The 25,723-nt window shown below is 40.8% G+C and carries 26 protein-coding genes and 1 pseudogene; 23 read left to right on the forward strand and 4 right to left on the reverse strand.

What is annotated here, in order from left to right; all coding sequences use genetic code 11:
- Window positions 1-18: 18 nt before the first annotated feature.
- From glmS to HFM85_RS03330, 22 genes are all read left to right on the forward strand, one after another.
- Window positions 19-1,857, forward strand: a complete 1,839-nt coding sequence (gene glmS, locus HFM85_RS03225; protein ID WP_173737071.1) for a glutamine--fructose-6-phosphate transaminase (isomerizing) — start codon at window positions 19-21, stop codon at window positions 1,855-1,857.
- Between the two features lie 549 nt (window positions 1,858-2,406).
- Complete coding sequence (locus HFM85_RS03230; protein WP_173737070.1) at window positions 2,407-3,612, forward strand: zinc ribbon domain-containing protein; 1,206 nt, start codon at window positions 2,407-2,409, stop codon at window positions 3,610-3,612.
- A gap of 679 nt (window positions 3,613-4,291) precedes the next feature.
- On the forward strand, window positions 4,292-5,341 hold the full coding sequence (locus tag HFM85_RS03235) for an NAD-dependent epimerase/dehydratase family protein (RefSeq protein WP_173737069.1): 1,050 nt from the start codon (window positions 4,292-4,294) through the stop codon (window positions 5,339-5,341).
- A 21-nt stretch (window positions 5,342-5,362) separates the two neighbouring features.
- Window positions 5,363-6,613, forward strand: coding sequence for a nucleotide sugar dehydrogenase (locus HFM85_RS03240; protein WP_173737068.1), 1,251 nt, complete (start codon window positions 5,363-5,365; stop codon window positions 6,611-6,613).
- A 33-nt stretch (window positions 6,614-6,646) separates the two neighbouring features.
- A complete protein-coding gene (gene pssD, locus HFM85_RS03245; protein WP_173737067.1) occupies window positions 6,647-7,114 on the forward strand; it encodes a PssD/Cps14F family polysaccharide biosynthesis glycosyltransferase in 468 nt (155 codons plus the stop codon).
- A 15-nt stretch (window positions 7,115-7,129) separates the two neighbouring features.
- Window positions 7,130-7,624 (forward strand): glycosyltransferase, encoded by a 495-nt coding sequence (locus HFM85_RS03250; RefSeq protein WP_054751124.1) that lies wholly within the window; start codon window positions 7,130-7,132, stop codon window positions 7,622-7,624.
- 10 nt (window positions 7,625-7,634) lie between these two features.
- Entirely contained in the window at window positions 7,635-8,759 is a 1,125-nt protein-coding gene (locus HFM85_RS03255) for a polysaccharide pyruvyl transferase family protein (RefSeq protein ID WP_173737066.1), read from the forward strand.
- 1 nt (window position 8,760) lies between these two features.
- On the forward strand, window positions 8,761-9,924 hold the full coding sequence (locus HFM85_RS03260; protein ID WP_173737065.1) for a Coenzyme F420 hydrogenase/dehydrogenase, beta subunit C-terminal domain: 1,164 nt from the start codon (window positions 8,761-8,763) through the stop codon (window positions 9,922-9,924).
- 21 nt (window positions 9,925-9,945) lie between these two features.
- A complete protein-coding gene (locus HFM85_RS03265) occupies window positions 9,946-11,055 on the forward strand; it encodes a glycosyltransferase family 1 protein (protein WP_173737064.1) in 1,110 nt (369 codons plus the stop codon).
- Window positions 11,052-12,137, forward strand: a complete 1,086-nt coding sequence (locus tag HFM85_RS03270; RefSeq protein WP_173737063.1) for a glycosyltransferase — start codon at window positions 11,052-11,054, stop codon at window positions 12,135-12,137. Before HFM85_RS03265 ends, HFM85_RS03270 begins: the two co-directional genes overlap by 4 nt.
- Complete coding sequence (locus HFM85_RS03275) at window positions 12,134-13,042, forward strand: glycosyltransferase (RefSeq protein WP_173737062.1); 909 nt, start codon at window positions 12,134-12,136, stop codon at window positions 13,040-13,042. Before HFM85_RS03270 ends, HFM85_RS03275 begins: the two co-directional genes overlap by 4 nt.
- A 25-nt stretch (window positions 13,043-13,067) precedes the next feature.
- Entirely contained in the window at window positions 13,068-14,306 is a 1,239-nt protein-coding gene (locus tag HFM85_RS03280) for an O-antigen ligase family protein (RefSeq protein ID WP_173737061.1), read from the forward strand.
- A 36-nt stretch (window positions 14,307-14,342) separates the two neighbouring features.
- Complete coding sequence (locus tag HFM85_RS03285) at window positions 14,343-15,353, forward strand: acyltransferase family protein (RefSeq protein ID WP_173772927.1); 1,011 nt, start codon at window positions 14,343-14,345, stop codon at window positions 15,351-15,353.
- A 2-nt stretch (window positions 15,354-15,355) separates the two neighbouring features.
- Entirely contained in the window at window positions 15,356-16,807 is a 1,452-nt protein-coding gene (locus tag HFM85_RS03290) for a flippase (RefSeq protein WP_173737058.1), read from the forward strand.
- Window positions 16,808-16,820: 13 nt separating this feature from the next.
- Complete coding sequence (gene glf, locus HFM85_RS03295; RefSeq protein ID WP_173737057.1) at window positions 16,821-17,933, forward strand: UDP-galactopyranose mutase; 1,113 nt, start codon at window positions 16,821-16,823, stop codon at window positions 17,931-17,933.
- A 20-nt stretch (window positions 17,934-17,953) separates the two neighbouring features.
- Window positions 17,954-19,066 carry an acyltransferase gene (locus HFM85_RS03300; RefSeq protein ID WP_173737056.1) on the forward strand — a complete coding sequence of 371 codons (1,113 nt, stop codon included), beginning with the start codon at window positions 17,954-17,956 and terminating at the stop codon, window positions 19,064-19,066.
- A gap of 23 nt (window positions 19,067-19,089) precedes the next feature.
- Entirely contained in the window at window positions 19,090-19,992 is a 903-nt protein-coding gene (locus HFM85_RS03305; RefSeq protein WP_173737055.1) for a sugar phosphate nucleotidyltransferase, read from the forward strand.
- 78 nt (window positions 19,993-20,070) lie between these two features.
- Window positions 20,071-21,363 carry a hypothetical protein gene (locus HFM85_RS03310; RefSeq protein ID WP_173737054.1) on the forward strand — a complete coding sequence of 431 codons (1,293 nt, stop codon included), beginning with the start codon at window positions 20,071-20,073 and terminating at the stop codon, window positions 21,361-21,363.
- Window positions 21,364-21,428: 65 nt separating this feature from the next.
- Entirely contained in the window at window positions 21,429-21,758 is a 330-nt protein-coding gene (locus HFM85_RS03315; protein ID WP_173737053.1) for a hypothetical protein, read from the forward strand.
- 120 nt (window positions 21,759-21,878) lie between these two features.
- The gene (gene gloA2 / locus HFM85_RS03320; RefSeq protein ID WP_173737052.1) at window positions 21,879-22,262 is read left to right on the forward strand and encodes an SMU1112c/YaeR family gloxylase I-like metalloprotein; all 384 of its coding nucleotides are present in this window, start codon (window positions 21,879-21,881) and stop codon (window positions 22,260-22,262) included.
- Window position 22,263: 1 nt separating this feature from the next.
- Window positions 22,264-23,034, forward strand: a complete 771-nt coding sequence (locus HFM85_RS16150; RefSeq protein ID WP_243873804.1) for a hypothetical protein — start codon at window positions 22,264-22,266, stop codon at window positions 23,032-23,034.
- A 111-nt stretch (window positions 23,035-23,145) separates the two neighbouring features.
- The gene (locus HFM85_RS03330) at window positions 23,146-23,469 is read left to right on the forward strand and encodes a hypothetical protein (RefSeq protein WP_173737051.1); all 324 of its coding nucleotides are present in this window, start codon (window positions 23,146-23,148) and stop codon (window positions 23,467-23,469) included.
- A gap of 78 nt (window positions 23,470-23,547) precedes the next feature.
- On the opposite strand, the pseudogene HFM85_RS16155 reads toward HFM85_RS03330, so the two are convergent.
- The 4 genes and pseudogenes from HFM85_RS16155 to HFM85_RS03345 form a co-directional block, all read right to left on the reverse strand.
- Window positions 23,548-23,727, reverse strand: a pseudogene (locus HFM85_RS16155) (DUF6219 family protein); the annotation flags it as partial.
- Window positions 23,728-23,901: 174 nt separating this feature from the next.
- On the reverse strand, window positions 23,902-24,354 hold the full coding sequence (locus tag HFM85_RS03335; RefSeq protein WP_173737050.1) for a YolD-like family protein: 453 nt from the start codon (window positions 24,352-24,354) through the stop codon (window positions 23,902-23,904).
- Window positions 24,355-24,365: 11 nt separating this feature from the next.
- The gene (locus HFM85_RS03340; RefSeq protein ID WP_243873805.1) at window positions 24,366-24,566 is read right to left on the reverse strand and encodes a hypothetical protein; all 201 of its coding nucleotides are present in this window, start codon (window positions 24,564-24,566) and stop codon (window positions 24,366-24,368) included.
- A gap of 164 nt (window positions 24,567-24,730) precedes the next feature.
- Window positions 24,731-25,018, reverse strand: a complete 288-nt coding sequence (locus HFM85_RS03345) for a helix-turn-helix domain-containing protein (protein WP_173737049.1) — start codon at window positions 25,016-25,018, stop codon at window positions 24,731-24,733.
- Window positions 25,019-25,138: 120 nt separating this feature from the next.
- Between HFM85_RS03345 and HFM85_RS03350 the strand changes: the two genes are divergently transcribed.
- A complete protein-coding gene (locus tag HFM85_RS03350) occupies window positions 25,139-25,498 on the forward strand; it encodes an HNH endonuclease (RefSeq protein WP_173737048.1) in 360 nt (119 codons plus the stop codon).
- Window positions 25,499-25,723: the final 225 nt, after the last annotated feature.

The raw sequence follows: 25,723 nt of genomic DNA on the forward strand, positions 1-25,723 counted from the left end.
AGAAAGGACAGAATCAATATGTGTGGAATTGTAGGATTTACAGGTAAGCACCAGGCTGCTCCGATCCTTTTAGATGGACTTTCAAAACTGGAATACAGAGGATATGATTCAGCAGGAATCGCAGTACGAAACGGCGATGGCGAAACAGAAGTTCTGAAAGCCAAGGGAAGATTAAAAGTTCTCGCTGAAAAAACAAACAACGGAGAATCCGTATTAGGAACCTGCGGAATTGGTCATACCAGATGGGCGACTCATGGTGAGCCATCTGAGAACAATGCACATCCTCATATGACAGACGATGGAAACGTTGTAGCAGTACACAATGGAATCATTGAGAATTATCAGGAACTGAAAAACAAACTTACACACAAAGGTTATACCTTCTATTCCGAAACAGACACAGAAGTAGCAGTCAAACTGATCGATTACTATTATAAGAAATATGAAGGGACACCGGTGGATGCTATTACACATTCAATGGTTCGCATCCGCGGTTCCTACGCACTTGCTATTATGTTCAAGGATTATCCGGGAGAGATTTATGTTGCCAGAAAAGACAGTCCTATGATTCTTGGTGTTGCAGATGGAGAGGCATTTGTAGCATCTGATGTACCGGCGATTCTGAAATATACCCGAAATGTATATTATATCGGCAATCTGGAGATGGCGCGGGTGAAAAAAGGCGAGATCACATTCTACAATCTGGATGGAGATGAGATCGAGAAAGAACTGAAGACCATCGAATGGGATGCAGAAGCAGCAGAGAAAGCGGGATATGAGCATTTCATGATGAAAGAGATCCACGAACAGCCGAAAGCAGTAATGGATACTCTGAACTCCGTACTTAAAGATGGAAAGATCGATCTGACAGAAGTTGGCATGGGGGAAGAAACCATTCAGAAGATCCAGCAGATATACATCATTGCCTGCGGTTCTGCTTACCATGTAGGAATGGCTGCTCAGTATGTATTGGAAGACCTTGCCCAGATCCCGGTAAGAGTCGAGCTTGCATCTGAATTCCGCTACCGCAAAATGGCTCTCAACACCAACAGTCTTGCAGTGATCGTCAGTCAGTCCGGTGAGACAGCAGATAGCCTTGCAGCACTTCGTAAATGTAAGGAAAAAGGCATCCTCACACTGGGAATTGTCAATGTAGTAGGCTCATCCATTGCCCGTGAAGCAGATAATGTGTTCTATACACTGGCAGGACCGGAGATTTCCGTGGCAACAACCAAAGCATACAGTACACAGCTGATTGCCTCTTATGCACTGGCGATTCAGTTTGCAAAAGTACGCGGAACTATCACAGAAGAAGCATATGATAATTATATCACCGAACTTCAGACACTCCCGGATAAGATTCACAAGATTCTGGAGGACAAAGAACGAATCCAGTGGTTTGCAGCCAAACAGGCCAATGTAAAAGATGCTTTCTTTGTAGGAAGAGGAATAGATTATGCGATCAGTCTGGAAGGCAGCCTGAAGATGAAAGAAATCAGCTATATCCATTCTGAAGCCTATGCAGCAGGAGAACTGAAACATGGAACCATTTCCCTGATTGAGGATGGAACCCTTGTGATCGGTGTGCTGACTCAGCCAGACCTCTATGAAAAAACGATCAGCAACATGGTAGAATGCAAGAGCCGTGGAGCATATCTTATGGGTCTGACAACATTTGGCAATTATAACACCGAAGACACAGCAGACTTCACAGTATACATCCCAAAAACAGATCCACACTTTGCCACATCCCTTGCAGTCATTCCGCTTCAGCTCCTCGGTTACTACGTAAGTGTAGCCAAAGGACTGGACGTAGATAAGCCGCGAAATCTGGCCAAGAGTGTTACAGTAGAATAAAATATAAATTTGCAATATAAAAAGCGTCTCGGATTTTGTCTGAGACGCTTTTGGACATTTATATAAAAAAAGTCGCTTAATATCCTCATAAGCGACAGGCATACGACTAACCTTGAATAAGGATATCACGCATCTTATACCTTGTCAAGACGAGCAAATGCCGCAAAATCTACCAAAAGTGTAACTTTTGAATCATATTTCTAAATAAATATTGTCAATAAACCAGTCAAATCTTAGAATTTCTATAAAAAACGATCTTTTGTTTATCGTGTTAGTACCATTAGTGGTCACTAAAAATGGTCAAATCTAATATTCAAAATTCCTTATAAAATAAGTCTATAAAAGAATTTCTATTTTTCTAATCGCAGTCTATTAGTGGTCAGATTTTTAAATTCCAACATTCCCAAACAGCTAATCAAAAGCATTTCAAGAGATTTTGTCGCTTATGAGGATATATTGCGACAACCGAAAAATAGAAATATTAGATAAGTTATTAAATTTATTTTCTTGCTGGCGAGCTTCAAGAAAAAAAGCAAAGGAAGAGATGTCATGAAAACAGGATACAGTATTAAAACATGGCGCATGCGTCTCTTTTGTCCGGAGCAGGATATGCTTGCAAAAACAGAGCAGCTGTATCAGGAAACAGTGGATTTTTATTACGAAATACTCCAGACAAGACAAGATATCTGGAAAGAAAACCTCCTTTCAATTCAGAGAGAACTGGAACTGTTGACAGTATCAGGCCGGGATGGAAGAGTACCCCTCTATACACCACCTCACGGTAAGCTGCCTGTATACTTCCGCAGATCCGCGATGAATAAAGCTGGAATTGCTGTGAAATCCGCAGCTGTAGTTGGAGAAAACCAGAAAAAAGAAATCGTTTTTCCGGAAAAGATCGATGCTTCTCTTACTTTTTTCAAAGGAATGTACAGAGATATTTCTGATACATCTATAAAGCTGAAACTCTGGGATGGAAAGAAATGGAAATGGATTTCCAGCCAATTGGAAGGGCGTCCTTTTCCGGTAAATGGCACAGTGCTGTCACCATCTCTCAGTCACAATGGAAAACTCCTTATGCTTCATGTTCCTGTAAAACAGGAAAATTCCGATGCACGCACAGCCAAAGAACGCGTACAGACAGGCAGCAGGATATGTAGTGTGCAGTTTACAAATACAGATATTTTTGCCATGTGCAGCATACAGGATGTCCAGGGAAAGCAACTGGCAGCAAAAGCCAGCAGAGGTGGAAACACATACCGCTATCGGGCAGAACAGGCTCTGAAAAAGCTTGAGAAATCTCAGAAATTCACAGAAAACGATAATGTTCCTCATGCAGATCAGAAACATTATATGTATCTGAAACATTTGAACGAGCATTTTGCTCACAAAGCAAGCCGTGAAATCGTGGATTTTTGTAAAGAACAAAATGCAGATCTGATAGTGCTTCCTGTATATGGAAAAGATTTTTCCAGGATGGCCATGTACCAGAGTGGAAATTACTCACCCTTTCATCTGAGCACCAGAATCCGTACTTATCTCATGTACAAGGCCTGGGCAGAAGGAATCCTGGTTCTGGAACTCCGCGCAGAAGGAACCGGCAAAATATGTTCCATCTGCGGTGCAGAAGGAACTCGTTCCGGAAAAATCTTCATCTGTAAAAACGGACACCAGCTAAATCGTTACCTGAACGAAGCCCGAAACTTAGGACTTCGAAGCAGGGAAACATTCCGCAAAAACGGATTTATCAAGACATAAGCGGCAGAAATGCCCTTATATAGATTCTGAGCAATCAGTAGAAAGAAGGCCGCCATCGACGACCCTCTAAAGGCTGAATACCGCCAGACGGCCCTGCGAAGGCGTCGCCAAGAACTGCCCTTCGGGTGGGGTATTCGAAGTTATGAAATCATTGACAGATGAGTAAAACTGGGATGGTTTTGTGGCTGGATTAGAGCTGAAAAAATAAAGAAGATTCGTGCCTATTGTTACTGGAATGTTTCACGTTGCAGTAGTAATGGGCATGATGTTTGAAAGAGCGTTTAGAAAAAATGTCATAGCAGGTTATACGGGTGTCGACTGTATAAAACAACACTTCGGTTATAGCAGCGTAGAGACGAGTGTACTCAACAAAATCAGTTGAGGTCTGATGGTCTATGGTGGAGATGAATATACATACAGATATAAGCATTTCTGCATAAATATACGCCAGTGAAAAGTAGTGAAAGATGCAACTGATTTTGTTGAGTGAACCTGTCTGGATAAAGATATGTAGGAAAATAGACGAAATATCGAGAAAAGATTTGATTGCTGGAGTAATTGGATACGACAGCATAAGAAAACACTTAGCTGTGTGAACGGTAAGAGGAAAAAGAAATACCATCTGTGAAGAGCAGATGTGTACATAGATTAGGAAGTTAACAAAAATGGAGGAATACATATGAGCACAGTTACTTTAGATAATAAAACGATTTTAGTCACAGGTGTAGCCGGTTTCATAGGCTCCAACCTTGTGAAACGAATTTATCAGGAGGCTCCTTCTGCTACGGTCATCGGCATCGACAACATGAATGCTTACTACGACGTGGCACTCAAAGAGTTCCGCCTGAACGAGCTGGCCAAGTATTCCACATTTACCTTTGTCAAAGGCAACATCGCCGACAAGGAGCTGATCACGGAGCTGTTCGAGAAGTACAAGCCGTCTGTGGTCGTCAACCTTGCTGCACAGGCTGGTGTGCGTTACTCCATCACCAACCCGGATGCTTATGTGGAATCTAACTTGGTCGGCTTTTTCAATATCCTTGAAGCATGCCGCCATTGCGAGAGTCTAGAGCATTTGGTTTATGCTTCTTCTTCCTCCGTCTACGGTTCCAACAAGAAGGTTCCGTACAGCACGGATGACAAGGTAGATAATCCTGTGTCTTTGTATGCAGCCACTAAGAAATCTAATGAGCTGATGGCACACGCATACTCCAAACTCTACAACATTCCTTCCACTGGTCTGCGCTTCTTCACCGTGTATGGTCCTGCTGGCCGTCCTGACATGGCCTACTTCGGCTTTACCAACAAGCTGGTAAAGGGTGAAACCATTAAGATCTTCAACTATGGCAACTGCAAGCGTGACTTTACTTATGTGGATGACATCGTGGAGGGCGTTGTCCGAGTGATGAAGAAAGCACCGGACAAGAAAAATGGTGAAGACGGGCTGCCGATTCCGCCGTATGCAGTTTACAACATCGGTAATCAGAACCCGGAGAATCTGCTGGACTTCGTGCAGATTCTGAGTGAGGAGTTGGTTCGTGCAAAGGTACTGCCAGAAGATTATGACTTCGAGGCACACAAGGAACTTGTTCCGATGCAGCCGGGTGATGTGCCTGTGACCTATGCAGATACCAGCGCACTAGAGCGTGACTTCGGATACAAGCCGAGCACAAGTCTGCGGACTGGATTAAGAAATTTCGCTGAGTGGTACGCTGAGTTTTATAAATAAAAGAATTAGAGGGATAGAGAAATGAGAGAGTTTAAAGATTTAAAAATTGCTGTGGCTGGTACTGGTTACGTGGGTCTTTCCATTGCTACGCTGTTATCTCAGCACCACAAGGTGACTGCTGTGGATATCATCCCAGAGAAAGTGGAGCTGATTAACAATAAGAAGTCTCCGATTCAGGACGAGTATATTGAAAAATATCTTACAGAGAAAGAGCTGAATCTGACGGCAACGCTGGATGCAAAGGAAGCATACAGTGATGCCGATTTTGTAGTAATCGCGGCTCCAACAAACTACGATAGCAAGAAGAACTTTTTTGACACAAGTGCGGTAGAATCTGTCATTAAACTAGTCATCGAATACAATCCGGAAGCCATCATGGTTATCAAGAGTACGATTCCTGTTGGTTACACTGCAAGTGTTCGTGAGAAGTTCCACTGTGACAATATCATCTTTAGTCCGGAATTTTTAAGAGAGAGCAAGGCTCTGTACGATAACCTTTATCCTTCTCGTATCATTGTTGGCACCGATGTTGAGAATGCTCGACTGGTAAAGTCTGCACATACTTTTGCAGAACTCCTGCAGGAAGGTGCTATTAAAGAAAACATCGATACGTTGTTTATGGGATTCACTGAAGCTGAGGCAGTTAAGCTGTTTGCCAACACCTATCTGGCTCTGCGTGTCAGCTACTTCAATGAGCTGGATACCTATGCTGAGATGAAGGGACTGAACACCCAGCAGATCATCAACGGTGTTTGCCTTGATCCTCGTATTGGTACTCATTACAACAATCCGTCTTTTGGCTACGGTGGCTACTGCTTGCCGAAAGATACAAAGCAGTTGCTGGCAAACTATGCGGACGTACCGGAAAACTTGATTGAAGCTATTGTTGAGAGCAATAGAACAAGAAAAGACTTCATCGCTGATCGTGTGCTGGAGATTGCTGGTGCTTATGAGGCAAATGATAGCTGGGACGAAAGCAAGGAGAAAGAAGTTGTTGTCGGCGTTTACCGTCTGACCATGAAGAGCAATAGCGACAACTTCCGTCAGAGTTCTATCCAGGGTGTCATGAAGAGAATTAAAGCTAAAGGAGCAACAGTCATCATCTATGAGCCAACACTGAAAGATGGCGAGAAGTTCTTTGGGTCAGTAGTAGTTAATGATTTGGACGAGTTCAAGAAAAAGAGCCAGGCTATCATTGCTAACCGATATGACAAGTGCTTGGATGATGTAAAAGAAAAAGTTTACACGAGAGATATTTTCCAGAGAGATTAAGCAGGACCAAAAAAGATTAGAGGAGATAGTCAGATGAAAGATGATAAAAATTTAAAGGTATGCTTGGTGGGTTCATCTGGCGGTCATTTAACCCACCTTTATATGTTAAAGCCATTTTGGAAAAACAAGGATCATTTTTGGGTTACGTTTGATAAGGAGGATGCAAGAAGCCTGCTCGAAGGTGAAAAAATGTATCCTTGTTATTATCCGACAAATCGTAGTCTAAAGGCTCTTATTAAGAATACCAAGATTGCATGGAATGTGTTACACAAGGAAAAGCCAGATTTGATTATTTCCTGTGGTGCAGCAGTTGCGGTCCCGTTTTTTTATATTGGTAAAATGATGGGTGCAAAGTTGGTCTACATCGAGGTTTTTGATCGAATTGATAAACCGACAATGACAGGAAAGATGGTTTATCCCATTGTGGACAAGTTTGTTGTGCAGTGGGAAGAACAGAAAAAGGTTTATCCAAAGGCGGTTAACCTTGGAAGCATATTCTAAGTAGGGGACGAGAAAATGATTTTTGTGACGGTAGGAACACATGAGCAGCCATTTAATCGGCTGATTCAGAAAATAGATGAATTAAAGAAAGACGGCATTATAAACGAAGATGTAATTATCCAGACTGGTTTTAGTACATATGAGCCGAAATACTGTCAGTGGAGTAAGCTGATTCCATATCAGCAGATGGTGAAAAATGTGGCCGATGCTCGTATTGTAATCACTCACGGTGGCCCGGCAAGTTTTATCATGCCACTACAGATAGGTAAGACTCCTATTGTTGTGCCGCGTCAGCATCAGTTCAATGAGCATGTGAACGATCATCAGGTGGAGTTTGCGAGAAACGTGGCTCAGAGAATGGGAACGATTATCCCGGTAGAAGATATTGAAACATTGGGAGATATCATAACGAACTATGATCAGATTGTTGCTGGCATGGGACATGGTATGAGCAGTAACAATGCAAAGTTTAATGAAGAACTTGAAAAACTGGTAGATGAATTGTATTGAGGATGGGTGGATGAGAAAAGTTGGAATCATGTCGATGCAGCGCATTGCAAACTACGGTTCGTTTTTGCAGGCATATGCATTGAAGCAGCTAATTGAGGAAGTTGGCTGTAATGTAGAATTTGTGGACTACCATGTAGGTGCTCCAGTAATTACAGAAAATGCAGATAGTAAAAACAAGGTTGTCCGAAAGATAGAAAAGGGGCTGGAAACCTTTCGGTATCGGGCTCCTCTTGCACACAAATTATCGTTCATCCGATATAAACAGTCTTTCGCTCAAAAGTATATGCCACTTTTAGGGATTACGGATGAAATGAACTACAATCCGACAGTGGATTGTCTTGTGATTGGCAGTGACGAGGTTTTTAACTGTATTCAAAAAAATTCCAATGTGGGCTATTCGCCAGAATTGTTTGGAAAAAATAACCATGCGAAGAAACTTATCACTTATGCAGCGTCTTTCGGTAATACCACATTGGAAAAGCTGGAAAAGTATAAAAAGGCCAATGAAGTCGGAGCTTTGTTGAAGAAGTTTGACGCGATTTCTGTACGAGATGCTAATTCAGGAACTATTATAGAACAGCTCACTGGGAAAGAACCAGTGTACAATCTGGATCCGGTTCTGACCTATGATTACATGAACTGCTGCGACAAAATCCCACAGGTTCAGACTAATGAGAAGTATTTGATTCTGTACGCGTATGCAGGTCGTATTTCCAATGATGAGGCAGATTGGATTGCTGCTTATGCAAAGAAAAAGAATTTGAAGGTATATGCAATTGGTGGTATCCAAAAATGTGCAGACCGATTTGTGGACTGCTCACCCTTTGAGGTTCTGGCCTATTTCAGAAATGCAGAAGAAGTTATTACCGATACCTTCCACGGCAGCATCTTCTCGGTGATCACACATCGGCCGTTTACAACATTGATTCGCAAGAGTGTAGGTAACAGCTATGGTAATGAAGAAAAGTTGAGCGATTTGCTAAAGCGACTGGGACTGGCTAATCGGATGACAACGAAAATTGAAGATACAGAAAACATCAATGAAAAGGCGATTGATTACGCGAAAGTTGATGAGCAGTTGAAAGCACATAGAAAAGTGGCGAAGGAGTATCTGAGAAAAAATTTAGAGGAATAAAATGGAGAACATATCGAGGATAAAAGAGAAATGTGTGGGATGTAAAAGCTGTGAGCAAAGCTGCCCAAAACACTGTATCTCTATGGTAGAAAACAAAGAGGGATTTTGGTATCCGTCTGTTGATGAAAAAAGCTGCATCGAGTGCAAGGTGTGCTTGAAAAAGTGTCCAGTAGAAAATACGGAATTTCATCGTAATGAGCCACATAAAGTTTGGGCGTGGCGCAATAAAAATGATGTGGATATTATGCGCTCTGCATCTGGCGGTGCGGCGGATAGTGCAGCGAAAACTATATTGCAAATGGGCGGTGTGGTTTATGGTGCTGCCTATGACGAGCAGCTGGCAGTAAGCCACATTGAAGTGACAGATGAAGCAGAAAGAGAGAAACTACAGTCCTCTAAGTATGTTCAGTCTGACCCGAAAGATAGCTACACAAAGGTCAAACAGCGTTTGTCAGAGGGAAAAACGGTACTTTTTACAGGAACTCCCTGCCAGATTGCAGGTCTGTATGCTTTTTTGGGTGGCAATCCAGAAAATCTATATACAGTTGACCTGATTTGCCACGGTGTGCCTTCGCCGAAGTTCTTCAAAAAGTATCTGGAATACCAGAACAAGCAGACGGCTGGCAGAGTAATCTATTTCAACTTCCGTTCCAAAGACAAGAGAGGTTGGGGAACACAATACCTGCTAAAGACAAAGACAAAGACAAAGACAAAGACAAAGACAAAGATACTCTCCCTTGATCGCTATGGAAAACATTTTATGGATGGCGACTGCTATAGAGAGAGCTGTTATAAGTGTGCTTATGCTAATACGAGCCGTGTAGGAGATTTGACAGTGGGTGATTTCTGGGGAATTGCAAAGAGCCATCCGAGCTTCAATTCTCCAAAGGGCGTGTCCAGTGTATTTGTAAATACCGAAAAAGGTCAAAAGCTCTTTGAAATGATGCGAGTTCTTGCAGAAGTAGAAGAAGCAACGTTGGAAGAGGGCATGGTGAAGCAGCATAATCTGGTGCAGCCGAGCAATAGGCCTGTGATCAGAGATACTTTCTATAAGAGCATCGATGAACCAGGCTTTATAAAGAATATAAAGGTTGGCTTTCAGCCAAAAGCACGGTTGAAATCTGTGCTGCCGAATAAACTGATTCAAAAAATCAAATCTCTTTGAGATTTTGTGGAGGAAGAATACATGGGAGAGCCTATAAGAGTTTTGCATATCTTGCAGCGAATGGAAGCTGGCGGTACGCAGGCTTTGTTGATGAATATATACCGGAAAATTGACAGAACGAAAGTACAGTTTGATTTTTTGGTCGTTTATAAGGAAAAACAGTTTTACGATGATGAAATTGAAAAAATGGGTGGACATGTTTACAAACTGTCTTTCCGGGAGGATTTGAACCTTCCTAAATTTCAAAAAGATTTGGCAGTTTTCTTTGCTCAGCATCACGAATATAAAATTGTTCATTGTCACGCCTACACGATTGGATATTTCTGCCTGAAAGCTGCAAAGAAAGCAGGTATCCCCGTCAGAATTGCTCATTCACATAATAATGAGACAGTACACGATATAAAATATTTACCGAAGCTGTTCATGCAGCGAATGTTTACCAAAAACGCAACAGATCTTTTCGCCTGCTCTGAAGAAGCTGGAAAATATCTGTTCAAAGACAAGTTGTTTCAAGTACTGAAAAATGCGATTGATTCGCAGAACTTTATTGCGGATGCGGATACCAGAAATAAAATCAGGAAAGAACTGGGGTTAAAGGATAAATTTGTTGTCGGCCATGTTGGTCGCCTGCATCCTCAGAAAAACCATGATTTCCTGATTGATGTTTTTGCAGAAATCAAGAAGAAAAAGCTTGACGCTGAATTGATTCTTATTGGCACCGGGCCATTAGAAGAGAAAGTAAAAAGCAAAGTGGTCGAAAAAGGCCTTTCAGATTGTGTGCATTTTCTTGGAAATAGAAAGGATATGAACAGAATTTATCAAGCGATGGATGTGTTTGTTTTTCCATCTTTGTTTGAAGGTCTGGGTATTGTTGCAATCGAAGCGCAGGCGGCGGGTGTTCCTATTGTCTGCTCTGAAGGATTGCCGCCGGAAACGGATATTACACCAATCTACCGGAAACTGCTGTTGAGTGATGGGGAAGAAAAGTGGGCGAATGCAGCACTTGAAATGGCACAGAATCCGAGTGCACATACAAACATGCAGAAGTATGTCATTGATGCCGGATTTGATATGGATGCAACTGCAAAATATATGGAAAGTTATTATTTAAATCGATGGAGTAGAAGATGAATAAAGAAGTTTTTTTCGTGATTGGAAGCTTAGGCGGAAAGGGCTGGGGAGGAGCTCATAGGGTAATTTGTATCTTGGCTAATTATTTAGCAGAAAAAGGCTATTCAGTGACAATAATAGTTTGGAGAGATAGTCCAGTTGATTATCCGCTTAATCAAGCAATCAATCTTATATGGTTGCATTGCAATGTGAAAAGAGAGATTGATATGATTGAACCTTGTATTAAAACAAGGAAAATTTTAAGGCAACATCCTGGGGCTTATCTCTACGCTTTTATGTCAAGAATGGCGACATATGCTCGGATATATACAATTGGATTAAATATTAAAGTGATTGGATCAGAGAGAACTGATCCGCGTACAGAACCGCATAATGCTATATTTCGGCTAATTCGAGATTATATGTTTGGCTTTATGTATAAAACAGTATATCAGACACCGGATGCATTAGCTTATTTTCCTAAGCGAGCACAGAAGAACGGATGTGTTATTCCAAATCCTATAACCCCGAATTTACCAAAGAGATTTGAAGGAATAAGAAGGAAAGAATTTGTAACGTTTTGTAGAATTGATAAACAAAAGAATCTTCCGATGATGATTGATTCTTTCATACAAGTTCATTCTAAATATCCAGAGTACAAATTGAGGATATATGGTACGGGATTGATTGAGACTGAAATAAAGGATTATATCAAGAAAAAACAAGCGGATGAGTATATAATAATGGAAGGCTTCGCTAGTAAGGTTCACGAAGGTATACTTGACTGCGCTGGATTCGTATCTTCATCTGACTATGAGGGGTTATCCAATTCAATGCTTGAGGCTATGGCGATTGGGTTACCATGTGTTTGCACGGATTGTCCGATCGGCGGCGCACATATGATGATTCAGGACGGTGTCAATGGGTTACTTGTGCCGGTTGGTGATAGCAATGCTATGGCAGCGGCAATAATCCGTTTAATCGAAAATGTTGACTTGGGAACTCGTCTATCCATTGAAGCCGAAAAAGTAAAACAATTTTTGGATGAAAATGTAATTTGTAAAAAATGGGAATCTTTACTTTACGAGGAGAATGAAAGATGAAAACTGCGGGCGTTGTTGTTACATATAATAGAAAAGAGGAACTTGTAAAGAATATTAGGGCTATACTGTCACAAAGCTATGTTGTGGATAGATATTATATTATTGACAACCATAGCTCTGATAATACGGAGCAATTATTGGAAGAGGAAGGTATTCTCGATAATCAGGTAATTAAATATGTTTATTTAAAAGAAAATATAGGTGGTTCTGGTGGGTTCTATACCGGGCTAAAAATGGCTTATGAAGATGGCTATAATTTTATCTGTTTAATGGATGATGATGGCCGTCCCGCTGATGAGAAAATGATGGAGATTCTTGTTAAAAGAGCAGAAGAATTGTATTCTGCGAATAAGCTTTTACTCTTGAACTCTCTCGTTTGCGGTTCTGATGATATATTGTCTTTTGGACTTAATGGTGGAATAAAGACCAAACAGATTGCGGCTGAAAGAGAAAGAGATAATCTGATTGTCGGAACGATTAATCCATTTAACGGAACTTTAGTTTCAAAAGAACTTGTTGAGAAGATAGGATATCCTAATAAGGATTTCTTTATAAAAGGTGATGAGCAGGATTATTATTACAGAGCATTAAAAGCAAATGCTTTTGTAGCAACGGTTTTTGATTCAAATTACTATCATCCAGTTTTGGAGCGTAAATACTTTAAAATATTAGGAAAAACAAAAAAAGGAAGCACAGAAGCTCCTTGGAAAGAATATTATCGGGCAAGAAATTTTACCTATATGTTTAAAAGGGATGGAGAACCGATGAAATATGTTAGACAAAATATTCGGCAAATTCTCATTGCAATTAAATACAATCCTAAAAAAGTACAGACAATAAAAATGATATTGAAAGGCTGGAAGGACGGTGTATCTGGTAAACTCGGCCCCACTGTAAAGCCATGATATTAGATACGGAGGAAGCAGGCTCATGAAGATAAAAACAAAGACCCTGTTTGAAAATATAGTGGCAATTTGCATTATTCTTGATTGTGAAAGTGTTTGGAAATGGATGCATGGAAGTGGTTACTTTCGTTTGGCATTGACACTGTGTTTTATGGGGTCATTGATGGCTCTATTGCTTAGAGATGGTGCTGTAGTTAGATATGGAAGTAAGAACCGAGCAATCTTTATGGGATTCTATTTGTCGTTTCTTGTAATATATAATGTAGCGATTAATTCAGCACATGTAATGGATGTGTTCCAACTTACACTTACACTTGCGCTAATGCTGCTGTTTTTTAATAACGAAGAAAATATAAGAGATATGATGCAGCGTTGTTCTAAAATCTTATGTTTTGTGGCGGTGGTTTCATTATTCTTCTGGTTGTTTGGAAGTATATTACATGTGTTTAATCCATCCCAGGAATTAACTATATATGTAAGCGATGTTCCAAGAGTGAAACAGTCGTATTTCTTTCTTCAATACGAGATGCAGAAGGAAGAGATTCTTGGAGCATCTGGAATTTGGAGAAACACAGGGTTCTTTTATGAAGGACCTAAATATGTTTTACTTTTATCTTTGATGCTTGCATATGAGTTATTTATAGCAAGGAGTACATCCTTTAAACGCTGTATCATATTTAGTATAACCGCGCTTTCAACAATGTCGATGACTGGAGTTTATGCTATAGGGTTAATTTGGATTCTTTATTTATTTGTCAGATATCCGGCTGGATCAAATAGAGGTCTATTCTTTAGGGCATTACTAGTTTTAGCACTTTTTGGAATTGGAACTCAGGTTGCGTCATACTTTGAGAGCACGTTTACACTGAAGGCATCGACAGCTTCTTATAGTACGCGAATGGATAATTATCAAGCGGGATTTGCAGCATGGCTAGAAAACCCCATTTTGGGTTCTGGATATCTTAATATGACTAATGTAATTGCCCATTATAGTAGTTTTAGATTAAATGATATAGGGTATTCGAATTCCATCTTTAGAGTGCTCGCACAAGGTGGAATCTATCTTGCACTTATTTATGTTGTGCCAATGCTCAAATCAATACAGGAAGCAATAATTACTCGTAATAGTAAAAAAGTTGGATTTTTATTGATTTTTTTATATTACTTTATAACAACATCATTTCCATACAACTACATATGTTACATGGTGTTACTCATCCTGTTCTTCTGTAAAAATGATACTGGTGAATATTCAGTTAGATGATTAATTTCAAGTATGAAATGTTTTGGAGGAGAATGAATGGAAAAGTCAAATAAAAATTATAACTCGATAGATTTATTTAAGCTTATAATGGCTGTATGTGTTGTTGCGATACATACAAATCCCCTATATAAGTGCGATAATAAGATTATTGTTAATATATATAATACAGTGGTTGGTGCAGCAAACCCGTTTTTCTTTTTATCCAGCGGATTCCTAATAGGAAAGAAATATTTCGGGGGGGGGCAAAATAATTACTATATTTTACAACACCTGAAAAAACTTTTAAAACTTTATTTAATATGGACATTGGTTTATTGTCCATTAGCCATTTATTATTACTGCAGCAATGGCTCATCGATTCTTTTTAATGTGGTAGATTTCATTAGAGGGCTTCTATTTGTAGGAGAACATTATAATTCTTATGCATTATGGTATTTGTTGTCTTGTATTTATGGACTTCTATTTATTTATATCTTATTGAAAAGACACGTTGGTTTTTCTCAAATAGTAATTGTATGTAATACGTTGATGATTTTCGGATTTGTATTTACAGAATTGGTTGCAGTCAAAGATTCGCTTCCTACATTTCTTGGAATTCCAACTAAGATTTTGTGGGTTATTCTTGGTCCTCGTGGCAGAATCTTTATGGGAGCCGGATATATAAGTATCGGAATGTTATTAGCCAAACGTGATAAAGAAACCAAAGGAAAGAAATATGCATTGTTGATTTTAGGAGCGATTATTACGACCTTTACAAGTGGATTTGCCAAATCACTTACCTTTGTTTGCTTTTCAACCTCGCTATTCTCTGTTGTAAAAGATATGAATTTTAGACACAACAAATTATCCTTGGTTTGCAGAAGATGCAGTACCGTTATGTATTTCTTACATTTATGGGTTTGGACGTTGTTCTACGTATATGTTTACGGAGAGAAAAAATATGGAATGGACAGCTTCATTGTTACAACGTGCACTAGCTTTATCCTAGGTGTTCTATTTTCTGCTTATAAGGATAAATGGCTGAAAAACTGTTTACGAGAGGATTAAGCATGAAGCAAAAATCTTTAAAATTAAATTTTATAATGAATGCGATTTTAACAATGTCGCAATTCATATTTCCATTAATTACATTTCCTTATGTGTCGCGTATTTTATTGCCTGACGGAACGGGAAAAGTTTCATTTGCAACCTCAGTGGTATCGTATTTTGCAATGTTCGCGCAATTAGGTATTCCGACTTACGGAATTCGTGCATGTGCAAAGGTTCGAGATAACAGGGAAAAGCTCACAAAAACAGTTCAAGAGCTCTTTATTATTAATTTTACGATGAGCCTAATTGCATATGTTGCACTGTTTGGCGCAATCATGTTTGTTCCAAGATTGCAGCAAGATAGGGCGTTGTTTTTAATTGTCAGTTTAACAATTTTGTTCAACGCAATTGGGATGGAGTGGCTATATAAGGCGTTAGAGCAATATACTTATATAACGGTTAGATCTATCATATTTAAATTTATTGCTCTAGTAGCGATGTTTGCATTAATTCATCAGAAGAGTGACTACGTGATATATGGAGGAATTTCGATTCTAGCTGCATCAGCCTCTAATATTTTTAATTTTTTCCATGTGCATAAGTATGTTTCACTTAAGCCGGTAGGAAACTACAATTTCAAACAACATTTTAAGGCTGTTGCAGTTTTTTTTGCAATGTCGTGTGCAACAACAATTTATACTCATTTGGATACGGTGATGCTTGGCTTTATGACATCGGATGCAGATGTTGGTTATTATAATGCAGCTGTGAAAATCAAATCTATTTTAGTCAGTATTGTTACATCTTTAGGTGTAGTCTTGCTACCGAGAGCCTCGTATTATGTCGAGCATAATCTCATGGAAGAATTTTATCGTATTACAAAGAAGGCTATAAATTTTGTCTTTTTAGTTGCTACGCCGATGATGGTGTATTTCATCATATTTGCAAAAGAAGGAATTTTCTTCTTATCCGGATCAGCATACGCCGGTTCGATTATTCCGATGCAGATTATTATGCCCACATTATTGCTTATAGGACTCACTAATATTATGGGTATTCAGATGTTGGTTCCATTGGGACGAGAAAAGACTGTCCTTTATTCAGAGATTGCAGGCGTTATAGTAGATGTTATTTTAAATGCGCTTTTGATTCCGCGATTTGCTTCCGCGGGTGCCGCAATTGGAACACTAGCTGCTGAGGCAGCAGTATTAATAGTGCAGTATATTGCATTAAGAAAAGAAATTAAAAATGCGTTTAGAAATGTTCATTATGGAGCATTAGTAATTGCGTTAGCAACTGCAAGTATATTATCTATATTTATAAAACAAACATCGTTTGGTATCTTTATAATGCTGTGCATATCTGCTGTCGTGTTCTTTGGCATATACTTTGGAATTTTAACTGTCATGGAAGAACCACTGGTGATTGATATAGAGAATCAATTATTGAAAAAAATTAAACATAACAAGTGAGGGGAAAAGAATTATGTATGATTATTTAGTAGTAGGTTCTGGTCTTTACGGAGCAATCTTTGCACATGAAGCCAAGGCTCATGGAAAATCTGTTCTGGTGGTAGACAAGCGTCCTAATATTGCGGGCAATATCTATACCGAGAATATCGAGGGTATCAACGTCCATAAGTATGGTGCTCACATTTTCCATACTAACAACAAAAAGGTCTGGAACTACATTACGCAGTTTGCTGAATTCAACCGCTTTACCAACAGTCCCGTGGCTAATTACAAGGGCGAACTGTATTCGTTACCGTTCAACATGTATACCTTTAATAAGATGTGGGGTGTAGTGACACCAGAAGAAGCCGCTGCCAAGATCGAAGAACAGCGCAAAGAGATTACTGGTGAGCCACAGAATCTTGAAGAGCAGGCCATTTCCCTGGTGGGTCGCGACATCTACGAGAAGCTGATTAAAGGCTACACCGAGAAACAGTGGGGCCGCGACTGCAAGGAACTGCCCACTTTCATTATTAAGCGTCTTCCGGTTCGTCTGACTTTTGATAACAACTACTTCAATGCACTTTATCAGGGCATTCCTGTTGGTGGTTATACCAAAATGATTGCTAATCTGTTGGATGGTATTGAGGTGCGTTTGAACACAGACTATCTGGAAAACAAAGCTGAGCTGGATGCATTGGCTGATAAGGTTGTATACACGGGACCGATTGATGCTTACTTCGAATATAAGCTGGGTACGTTGGAATACCGTTCTGTTTGTTTTGAAACGGAAACTTTGAATAAGCCAAACTTCCAGGGAAATGCCGCTGTGAACTATACTGACCGTGAAACCCCGTGGACACGCATTATTGAACATAAATGGTTTGAGTTCGGTAAAGATGAAAACGGCAATGATCTGCCGAAGACCATCATCAGTCGTGAGTATAGTAGTGAGTGGAAGCCGGGAGATGAACCGTATTATCCGGTTAATGATGCTAAGAATGGCTTGCTTTATTCTGAGTATAAGAAGCTAGCAGACGCAGAAAACAAGGTAATTTTTGGAGGTCGTCTTAGCGAGTATAAGTATTACGACATGGATCAAGTAATTGCCGCTGTATTGGATAGATGTGAAAAAGAATTTGCATAAAAATAAAATAGGAAGGTGATATGGGGGGATTGAAATTGGAAGATAGTAGTGGGATAATCTTGACAGACAGACAGACAGACAGACAGACAGACAGACAGACAGACAGACAGACAGACAGACAGAGAAATTCTAATATTGATTTGACTCGTATTTTTGCCTGTATAGCTGTTGTAGGGTTGCACACATTTCCTAGAGAACATTCGATCGGAACGCTTTTAGCATATTATCTATGTGGATTTGCAATTCCTTTTTTCTTTATGTCGAGTGGCTATTTTTTACTGAATCGCGGGAAAATTAATTGGAATTATCCATTAAAAAAGGCATTTAGCATTATAAGGTTAGTGGTACTGTGGAATTTGGTCTTTGACATCCTAAAGAGTGTATTTAAAGTATATTCAACTGGTAAGCTGAATATTGAATGGCTGGATATACCACAAGATATAATCAAGAGCTTTCTCCAGAAAGGTGAAATGGGACATTTTTGGTATTTGGGAGCCCTAATTATTGTGTATATTTTACTTCCATGGATGAGTCAAAAATCGCTTGAGAGCAAAAGGTTTTTACTGTTTTTAATTGGAACAGTATGTTTTATCATTCAGACCATCTCACTTTTTATTGCATATCCATTGCAGGCAGATGTAATACAGACGTTCCGAGTATGGACATGGTTATTTTATTTTCTTCTCGGCAGCTTTATTGAAGTAATAACCTCCCGACTAAAGAATAAAATACACTTTGATGCGCATTTAATCTTGACAGTAGTAGTGACTGGAATAGTATTAGCTTTTCATTATTATGTTGGAACGAGAGTCATTTTGCTAGAAGGAAAAATTCTTAAAGCAGAGTATTTTTATGATTCCATTTTAGATGTTATTTGGGTTGTACTCTTTTTTTCTCTACTATTAAGAATAAACCTTAGTAAACGTGTAGAAGAGTTTATACAAAAATTTGCAAGTCTAACATTAGGCGTATATATAATTCATTTCCCTCTTAGACTTATTGTGGCTCGTATTCTAAAAGTCAATTCACTTACAGAGGCAGTATGTTTTTGGTTAATCGTTTTGATTATTTCAGCGGGGATTACATGGATTATAGGAAAGACAAAAATTGGGCGTTACCTGACGAAAATATAGAATAAAGAGAGAAAAGGGAAATTATGAACACAACATTACTTATCATGGCCGCCGGAATCGGCAGCCGATTTGGAACAGGAATAAAACAGTTGGAGCCGGTCGATGATGCAAAACATATCATCATGGATTACTCAATTCATGATGCGATTGAAGCTGGTTTCAATCATGTGGTCTTTATCATCCGTAAGGATATTGAGCAGGAGTTCAAAGAGGTTATCGGCGATCGAATTGCTTCCATTTGCTCCAATCATAATGTAACTGTGGACTACGCATTTCAGGATATCAACGTTATTCCGGGAGAACTTCCGGCAGGCCGTACAAAACCGTGGGGAACCGGACAGGCTGTGCTTGCAGCGAAGGACGTAATTAAAACTCCGTTCATTGTGATCAATGCAGATGATTACTATGGCAAGGAAGGCTTTAAGGCAGTCCATGAGTATCTGGTGAATGGTGGAAAGTCCTGCATGGCAGGTTTTGTGCTGAAGAACACGCTGTCCGATAACGGCGGTGTGACTCGTGGCATCTGCAAGATGGATGAGAAGGGAAAATTGACTGAGGTTGTTGAGACAAAGAATATCGTCAAGATTGCAGATGGAGCAGAGGCAGACGGCGTGGCTGTTGATGTGAATTCTCTGGTGTCTATGAACATGTGGGGCCTGACTCCTGAGTTTCTGGATGTGTTGGAAGAAGGCTTCAAAGAGTTCTTCAAGAAGGAAGTACCGGGCAATCCTCAGAAAGCTGAGTATTTGATCCCGATCTTCATCGGTGAGCTGCTGGAGCAGGGGAAGATGTCCGTGAAGGTTCTGAAAACCAACGACACCTGGTACGGCATGACCTACCATGAGGATGTCGCAGCCGTAAAGGACAGCTTCAAGAAAATGTTAGAAAAAGGCGTGTATAAGGCTGATTTATTTGCAGACTTGTGATATACTGGGAGCGGTAGCTCCCTACGCTGCTCGTAATAATCACATACCTCTTCGTGGTGAGCAGCAGGCAACGATCTTATGATCGGCGAAGATGTGATGAAAATGGAAAGGGAGACGGCGATGTATTTCAAATACAAAGATTTGGCTGAATTTGAGAAAGTGTACAATGATTCTGTGACAATGCGGGAAATTACTGGCGCAGATTGTTCTTGTGGTGCACGCCGTGAAATGAAATTAGAAACGGTAACTGTTGATATTGGAAATTATCATATAGAAGTTGTTGATTGTCCCATAATGGGGTGCAACAATTGTGGAAGAAAATGCTTATGCCCAGATACTCCGCAAGAATTGTATAGAGCATATTTTCAACTGGAAAAAAGAAATCAGAATGCATGTCGAATCACGATGAAAGGTGATCACCGTTTTGAGTGGGCGGAAGATGCAGACTATAAATATGATTCACGAGATTTGAGTATTCCTGGATTGGGCATTGACCTTGATCCAACTCATCCAGAAGGCTTTTCCTGTCCTGTCTTTTTTGACAGAAAGGTTTTGGGCATATTTTATAATGATAGTGACTATGAACTGGATTTCTTTTCGGAAAGCTATGGAACCATAGCGGAAAAAGGAACTAGTGGGTATCAGTACGAGTGGAATATTCCATTTGGAATTAATGAAAATGATAAGGTGATTCTATTCCTTGGAGATTTGGACGAAATTGACAAGGATGACAGAGCAGTATTATGGTTGAAATCATATAATATTCCATCAGACCATTGTATTGTTGATACGGAGTTATATCAGGCACAATTAAACTGTGTATTTAGTGAACCAATTATTGAAAAGAGAATTATATCCCTTAGAAATCTATTTTATCAAAGAGTAAAAAATATATATGGGATAGATTTATTCCATTTGGAAAATGAATGTGAGTCATCGGCAAATCGAATCCGAAAGCCGCTTAACTATTCTGAAAGTGAACTTCGTGAAAACATGATATTGTTAGATGGTTTGTTAAACGAGGGTATTAGTGGAGATGGATTGAGATCACTATATAAAAAGTTGAACGGAACATTACCGAATAATTCAACACAGACAAGAAAACTTTTACAGGGAATTATTGCTTGTGTTCAGGATGAAGAAAAAGCAAAGAAAATTATAGGTCCGTTGTACTCACTGAATGATTTAAGAATTTGCTTTGCGCATTTGCTACCGCAAGAAAATATTGAGCAGAGAAAGCAGAATATATTAAGCACATTTGGATTGACTGATTTTCAAGATTATCGACGACTTTATGATACTGCATTAGAGCGATTATATGAACTATATAAATACTTAAATGTTATGGAATTGCCAGTGGCTCAACAGTAATATTGTATCCGTTATTCCACATAGTTCTATACTTAAACTATTAAAAAGGAAAGAGGTTATCACCTATGCCCAGAACAAAAGGCAGCAAAAACCGTCCCAAAACTACCCATACTGACTACGCATTTCAGATCGCGGAGAAGCAGGAATCTATCACTTCCCTGACTGCTGAGATTTCATCCATCACCGCAAACATTGACACTTTGAAGGCTGATCTGAAAGAGAAGAAGACTGCTCTGAAGAAGGCCGAAAAAGAAGTGGCATCCTTGGAAGCGAAGAAAGCAAAGGCAGATGCTAAGGCCGCTGAAGAAGCTAAGAAGGCTGAAGCGGAGGCTGTGCTGAAGAAGCTGTTGGCAAGCGGTATGAGTGCGGACGAGATCCTCGAAAAACTGAAATAAGATCGGCCGTGTGGATAAACTGAACTCCAGGAGTTCACACGGTCTTTTTTGAAGGTAGCTGCATAGTTTATAACGAAAATAAAGATTGAATAGAAATAAAAGAAATGGAGCGTAAGAAAAATGAATTTATCAAAAATACACCACATCGCAATTATCGTATCTGACTATGAAGCTGCAAAGGATTTTTATGTGAACAAACTGGGGCTCTCTGTCATCAGAGAAAACTATCGCCCGGAGCGCAAAGACTGGAAGTTGGATCTGCGTGTCAATGAACACACGGAACTGGAGATTTTCGCTGAGGAAAACCCACCGAGGCGTGTGAATCGCCCGGAAGCCTGTGGGCTGCGTCATCTTGCATTCTGCGTAGACAGTGTGGAGCAGACGGTGAGGGAGCTGGCGGAGGTAGGGATTGAATGTGAGCCAATCCGCGTGGATGATTACACCGGCAAGAAGATGACTTTCTTCCACGACCTGGATGGACTGCCGCTGGAGCTGCATGAGTAAAATGAAGAAAACAAGAAAACCAGGCGGTGGCCGGAAGAAGTTGAAGCCAGAGTACGATGCCGGGAAGAATTTGAAAGAGCAGATGGATGCTGCTGTGGCACTTTATGATTCTGAGATGTCCTTGCAGGCCATCGGCGAAGAACTGGGATTAAATCCAATCAAAGTAAGAAAGCTGCTCATCACGGCCGGTGTGTATGAATCTGAAGTGGCGGAAAAAGTAAAAAACACTTTTGAAGAATACCGAGAAACACAGGACTACAAAACCTCCATACTCTCAACTGCAAACACCCTGAAACTTTCCAAAGCCTCTGTTACTTCGTATCTGCCATATCAGAAAGGCGTGTACTTCCCAAGTACAGAAAAGGAGAAGATCAGTGTTGGGGCAGAGCGGCAGCGGAGATACAGAGCAATGAAGCGATGGAGGGCTAATCCGACAGAAGAAAACTTCTGGGGCGTGGTTGTGTCCTATGCCGGGGTAGGATTTAAAACCTACTCCGGGTTGCCATTCTCTTACGAAGTGCGGAAAGGCAGGAACGGTGAGTACACAAAAGAGCTGTGGATCGACCGCCGGGAGAAGAGTAAAAGTCTAGCGTGGAGTTCAGTGCTGCTGGCACTGAAGAATATTAAAGGAGAAGTGGTAGACCGCCCGAAAGCTCTGGGCGATATCCGGGGAGTGACTTACATCTACGGAATGTTCTATCGGTTCGGATTGATCGATGTGCCGGATGAAGTGAAGGAGAAGATGGGGCATCCGAAAGACCGCAAAAAATAGGTTGCTATGTGCAAAAGTCTACGGTAAGATGTGCCGTAACTGAGGAAATGAATCTCAGTTGGGAAGGATGGTAGCATTATAGAAAAACTGAAGGAAATGCTGGAGGAGTATTTGAAGAAAACAGAGCCGGAGTATTATCCACCGGTGGAGAACCTGCTTGATCTGATCTACGAGCATTACACGGAGAACAACCCAGTAGAGAAGAACACAGTTGCCGGGAAAACTGCAAAGGCCAAGGAAAAGGAACTGGAAGAGTGGCTGAGATGGCTGGATGGAATGGATAGGCTCGTAGATGACTACGTCGGAGATAAGATTCCGCTTTGGGAGAAGATCACGGACCGGCAGGGAACGGTGTGCTGTGCATGGGAGAAGACCGCTTTTGAGGAAGGCCTGAAAGTCGGAATTCGGCTCATGATGGAAGTGTATAGTTTGTGATGGAAATAAAGTGAACTCCTGGAGTTCAAAAAAAGCCCTCGCTTTGTTGCGGCGAGGGCGTGTGTTCTTATTTTTCAGGCTTTTCAGCTTTTTCTTCTTCGGTGCAATTTTGTGGCCTGAGTAGATTGCCATGCCCATGCAGACCAGAGAGCCACAAGCAAAATACTTGTGAGCCTGCATCAGTTTCTTTCAGCCCGTGTAGAAGCATCCTGCCATGCAGGCAAGTGCGCCGAGTGACCAATATTTATGCGCTTTCATTTTGTGTGTCCTCCTTATCTTCTTTCTGTATTTTGAGCAATTCCTCGATTTCCGTTTTATTCGCCGGCCGTACTGCCTTTTTATTATCGTGTGCTACCGCTCCACAGTCAGGACAACGGTCAGGTAGCTTCTCTGCAGAGAAGCAGTAGCGGCAGGAATCGCAAAAGTAGTAATTCAAGTCATATTCACCCCAATCTCTAATATATCTTCAAATGCAATAATGGTCGGCAGCTCTTTGCCGGTATCGTTTATAAATCCTGTGTAAATTCGCAGTTCTTTATTTATCGCATCCACAGCATCCAGTATTCCGGCTATATTCTCATAGTAGCCGTCCGTGAAATATTTTATTGTGAGCTCTTGTCCTTTCCGAAGCTGGCTGATCTTTTGGTTCAGAGTTTGCTTGCCTTCTTCAGACAGCTCGATTCTATTTCCTTTGAGATGATCTCTGCCTTCAGAAGCAATCTCATCCTCATAGCCTCGCAAGGCGGCAAACGGAGAGAAGATTTTAGCACGATTGGACATCGGCATCCGGGGATGATTATGTGGCGGTTCCGGGCGGGAAGCATGGAGTATTTTGCCATACTTACTTTGGACGGCTCTGCCTTCCGGTGTGTTCTTGTAGTCCATGTTCTCCCTCCTTACTTGGCCTTATGGCCTTCTATCTGCTGATTTCTTTCCCTCATTGTTGCGCCGTCCATATAGTTGGTTTCTTTTAGTACGGCGTTCTTGCCGAACTTCTTCTTGAGACCCAGCATCGCATTCTGCAGCTTTTTCTCTTTTTCCAGTTTGGTGGTGTCTGTGAACAGATCAACTTGGAAAAATCCCTCATCTTTGACCACACGGTTGGCGGCTATTGTGATCCGTCTTACGGTCAGTGTTTACGGTCACTTCGGTAAGGCAGAACTGACGTGGGAGGAGTAAAAAAGAGCCTATCCGAGGATAAGCTCTCAAAGTGAGTGATATTCTACGCCGTAAGGCCCCGTCACTCCCGGATGATTAAGCATCATGCCATTGGTCTAGCTTGGGAAACAGTAAGAGTCAGTCCAAGATGCCGGAAAATGTTTAACAAAGTTCCAAGATTAGGAGTTGTTTTGCAAGATTCAATTCTTGCAACAGAGGACTGAGGAATGCCACACATGGCAGCAAGATCACGCTGGCTTAAGCCAAGTGCGTTTCGCTGCTCGACCATTGCGGTTACGATGGCTGCGATTTCTTCAGTTTCTTCCATGTCTTTTGCAATGACAGAATCGACTGCTTTTACGTGTTCTTTGTAATCGTTCCAAGTTTTCATAAATCACCGTTCTCCTTTAGCATCGTTCATTAGTGTATGGTCTCCTAAGTTATCTTATTCATTTGTTCAATATTATGACAGCATAAATGCTATCAAATTTCAATAGGAGGAAAAAGAAAAATGCCGTACAGACCAAAGACACCGTGCCATCACCCTGGCTGCCCAGAGCTGGTGGAAGCCGGCTGGCTCTACTGTGAGAAGCACCTGCCTCTCCATCCAGAGGTGACCCGCCCGGCAGCGAAGCGTGGATACAACAGGCGGTGGCAGAAAGTCAGAAAGTCGTATCTGGAAGCTCATCCACTTTGTGTGCAGTGTGCCAAGCAGGGCAAGTACGTCCGGGCAACGGTTGTGGATCACATCATTCCACACCGTGGTGACCAGAAACTTTTCTGGGATCAGAACAACTGGCAGTCGCTCTGCAAAAGCTGCCACGATAAAAAGACGCTGACCGAAGACATCAACCCGACCTACACCTACTGAAAAAGCAATGTTCAAAGCTTGGCTGCACGGCTGAGATGATAAGGGATATGGCCTTTTCCTTATGCCTTCAGTGCGGTACGGCAATCGTACCAAACCATAAAGGCAGTTGGTCGATGAATACGAGGCTTGGAAGGAAGCCAACCCCAACGCATAACAACCCCCAAAAGGTACACGCCCTGAAAAAGGGCTGTGCCTCGTATCCAATATGTTTCTGAATTTAGAAAG

The sequence above is a fragment of the Blautia schinkii genome, from assembly GCF_013304825.1.
Classification (GTDB): Bacteria; Bacillota; Clostridia; order Lachnospirales; family Lachnospiraceae; genus Blautia_A; species Blautia_A schinkii_B.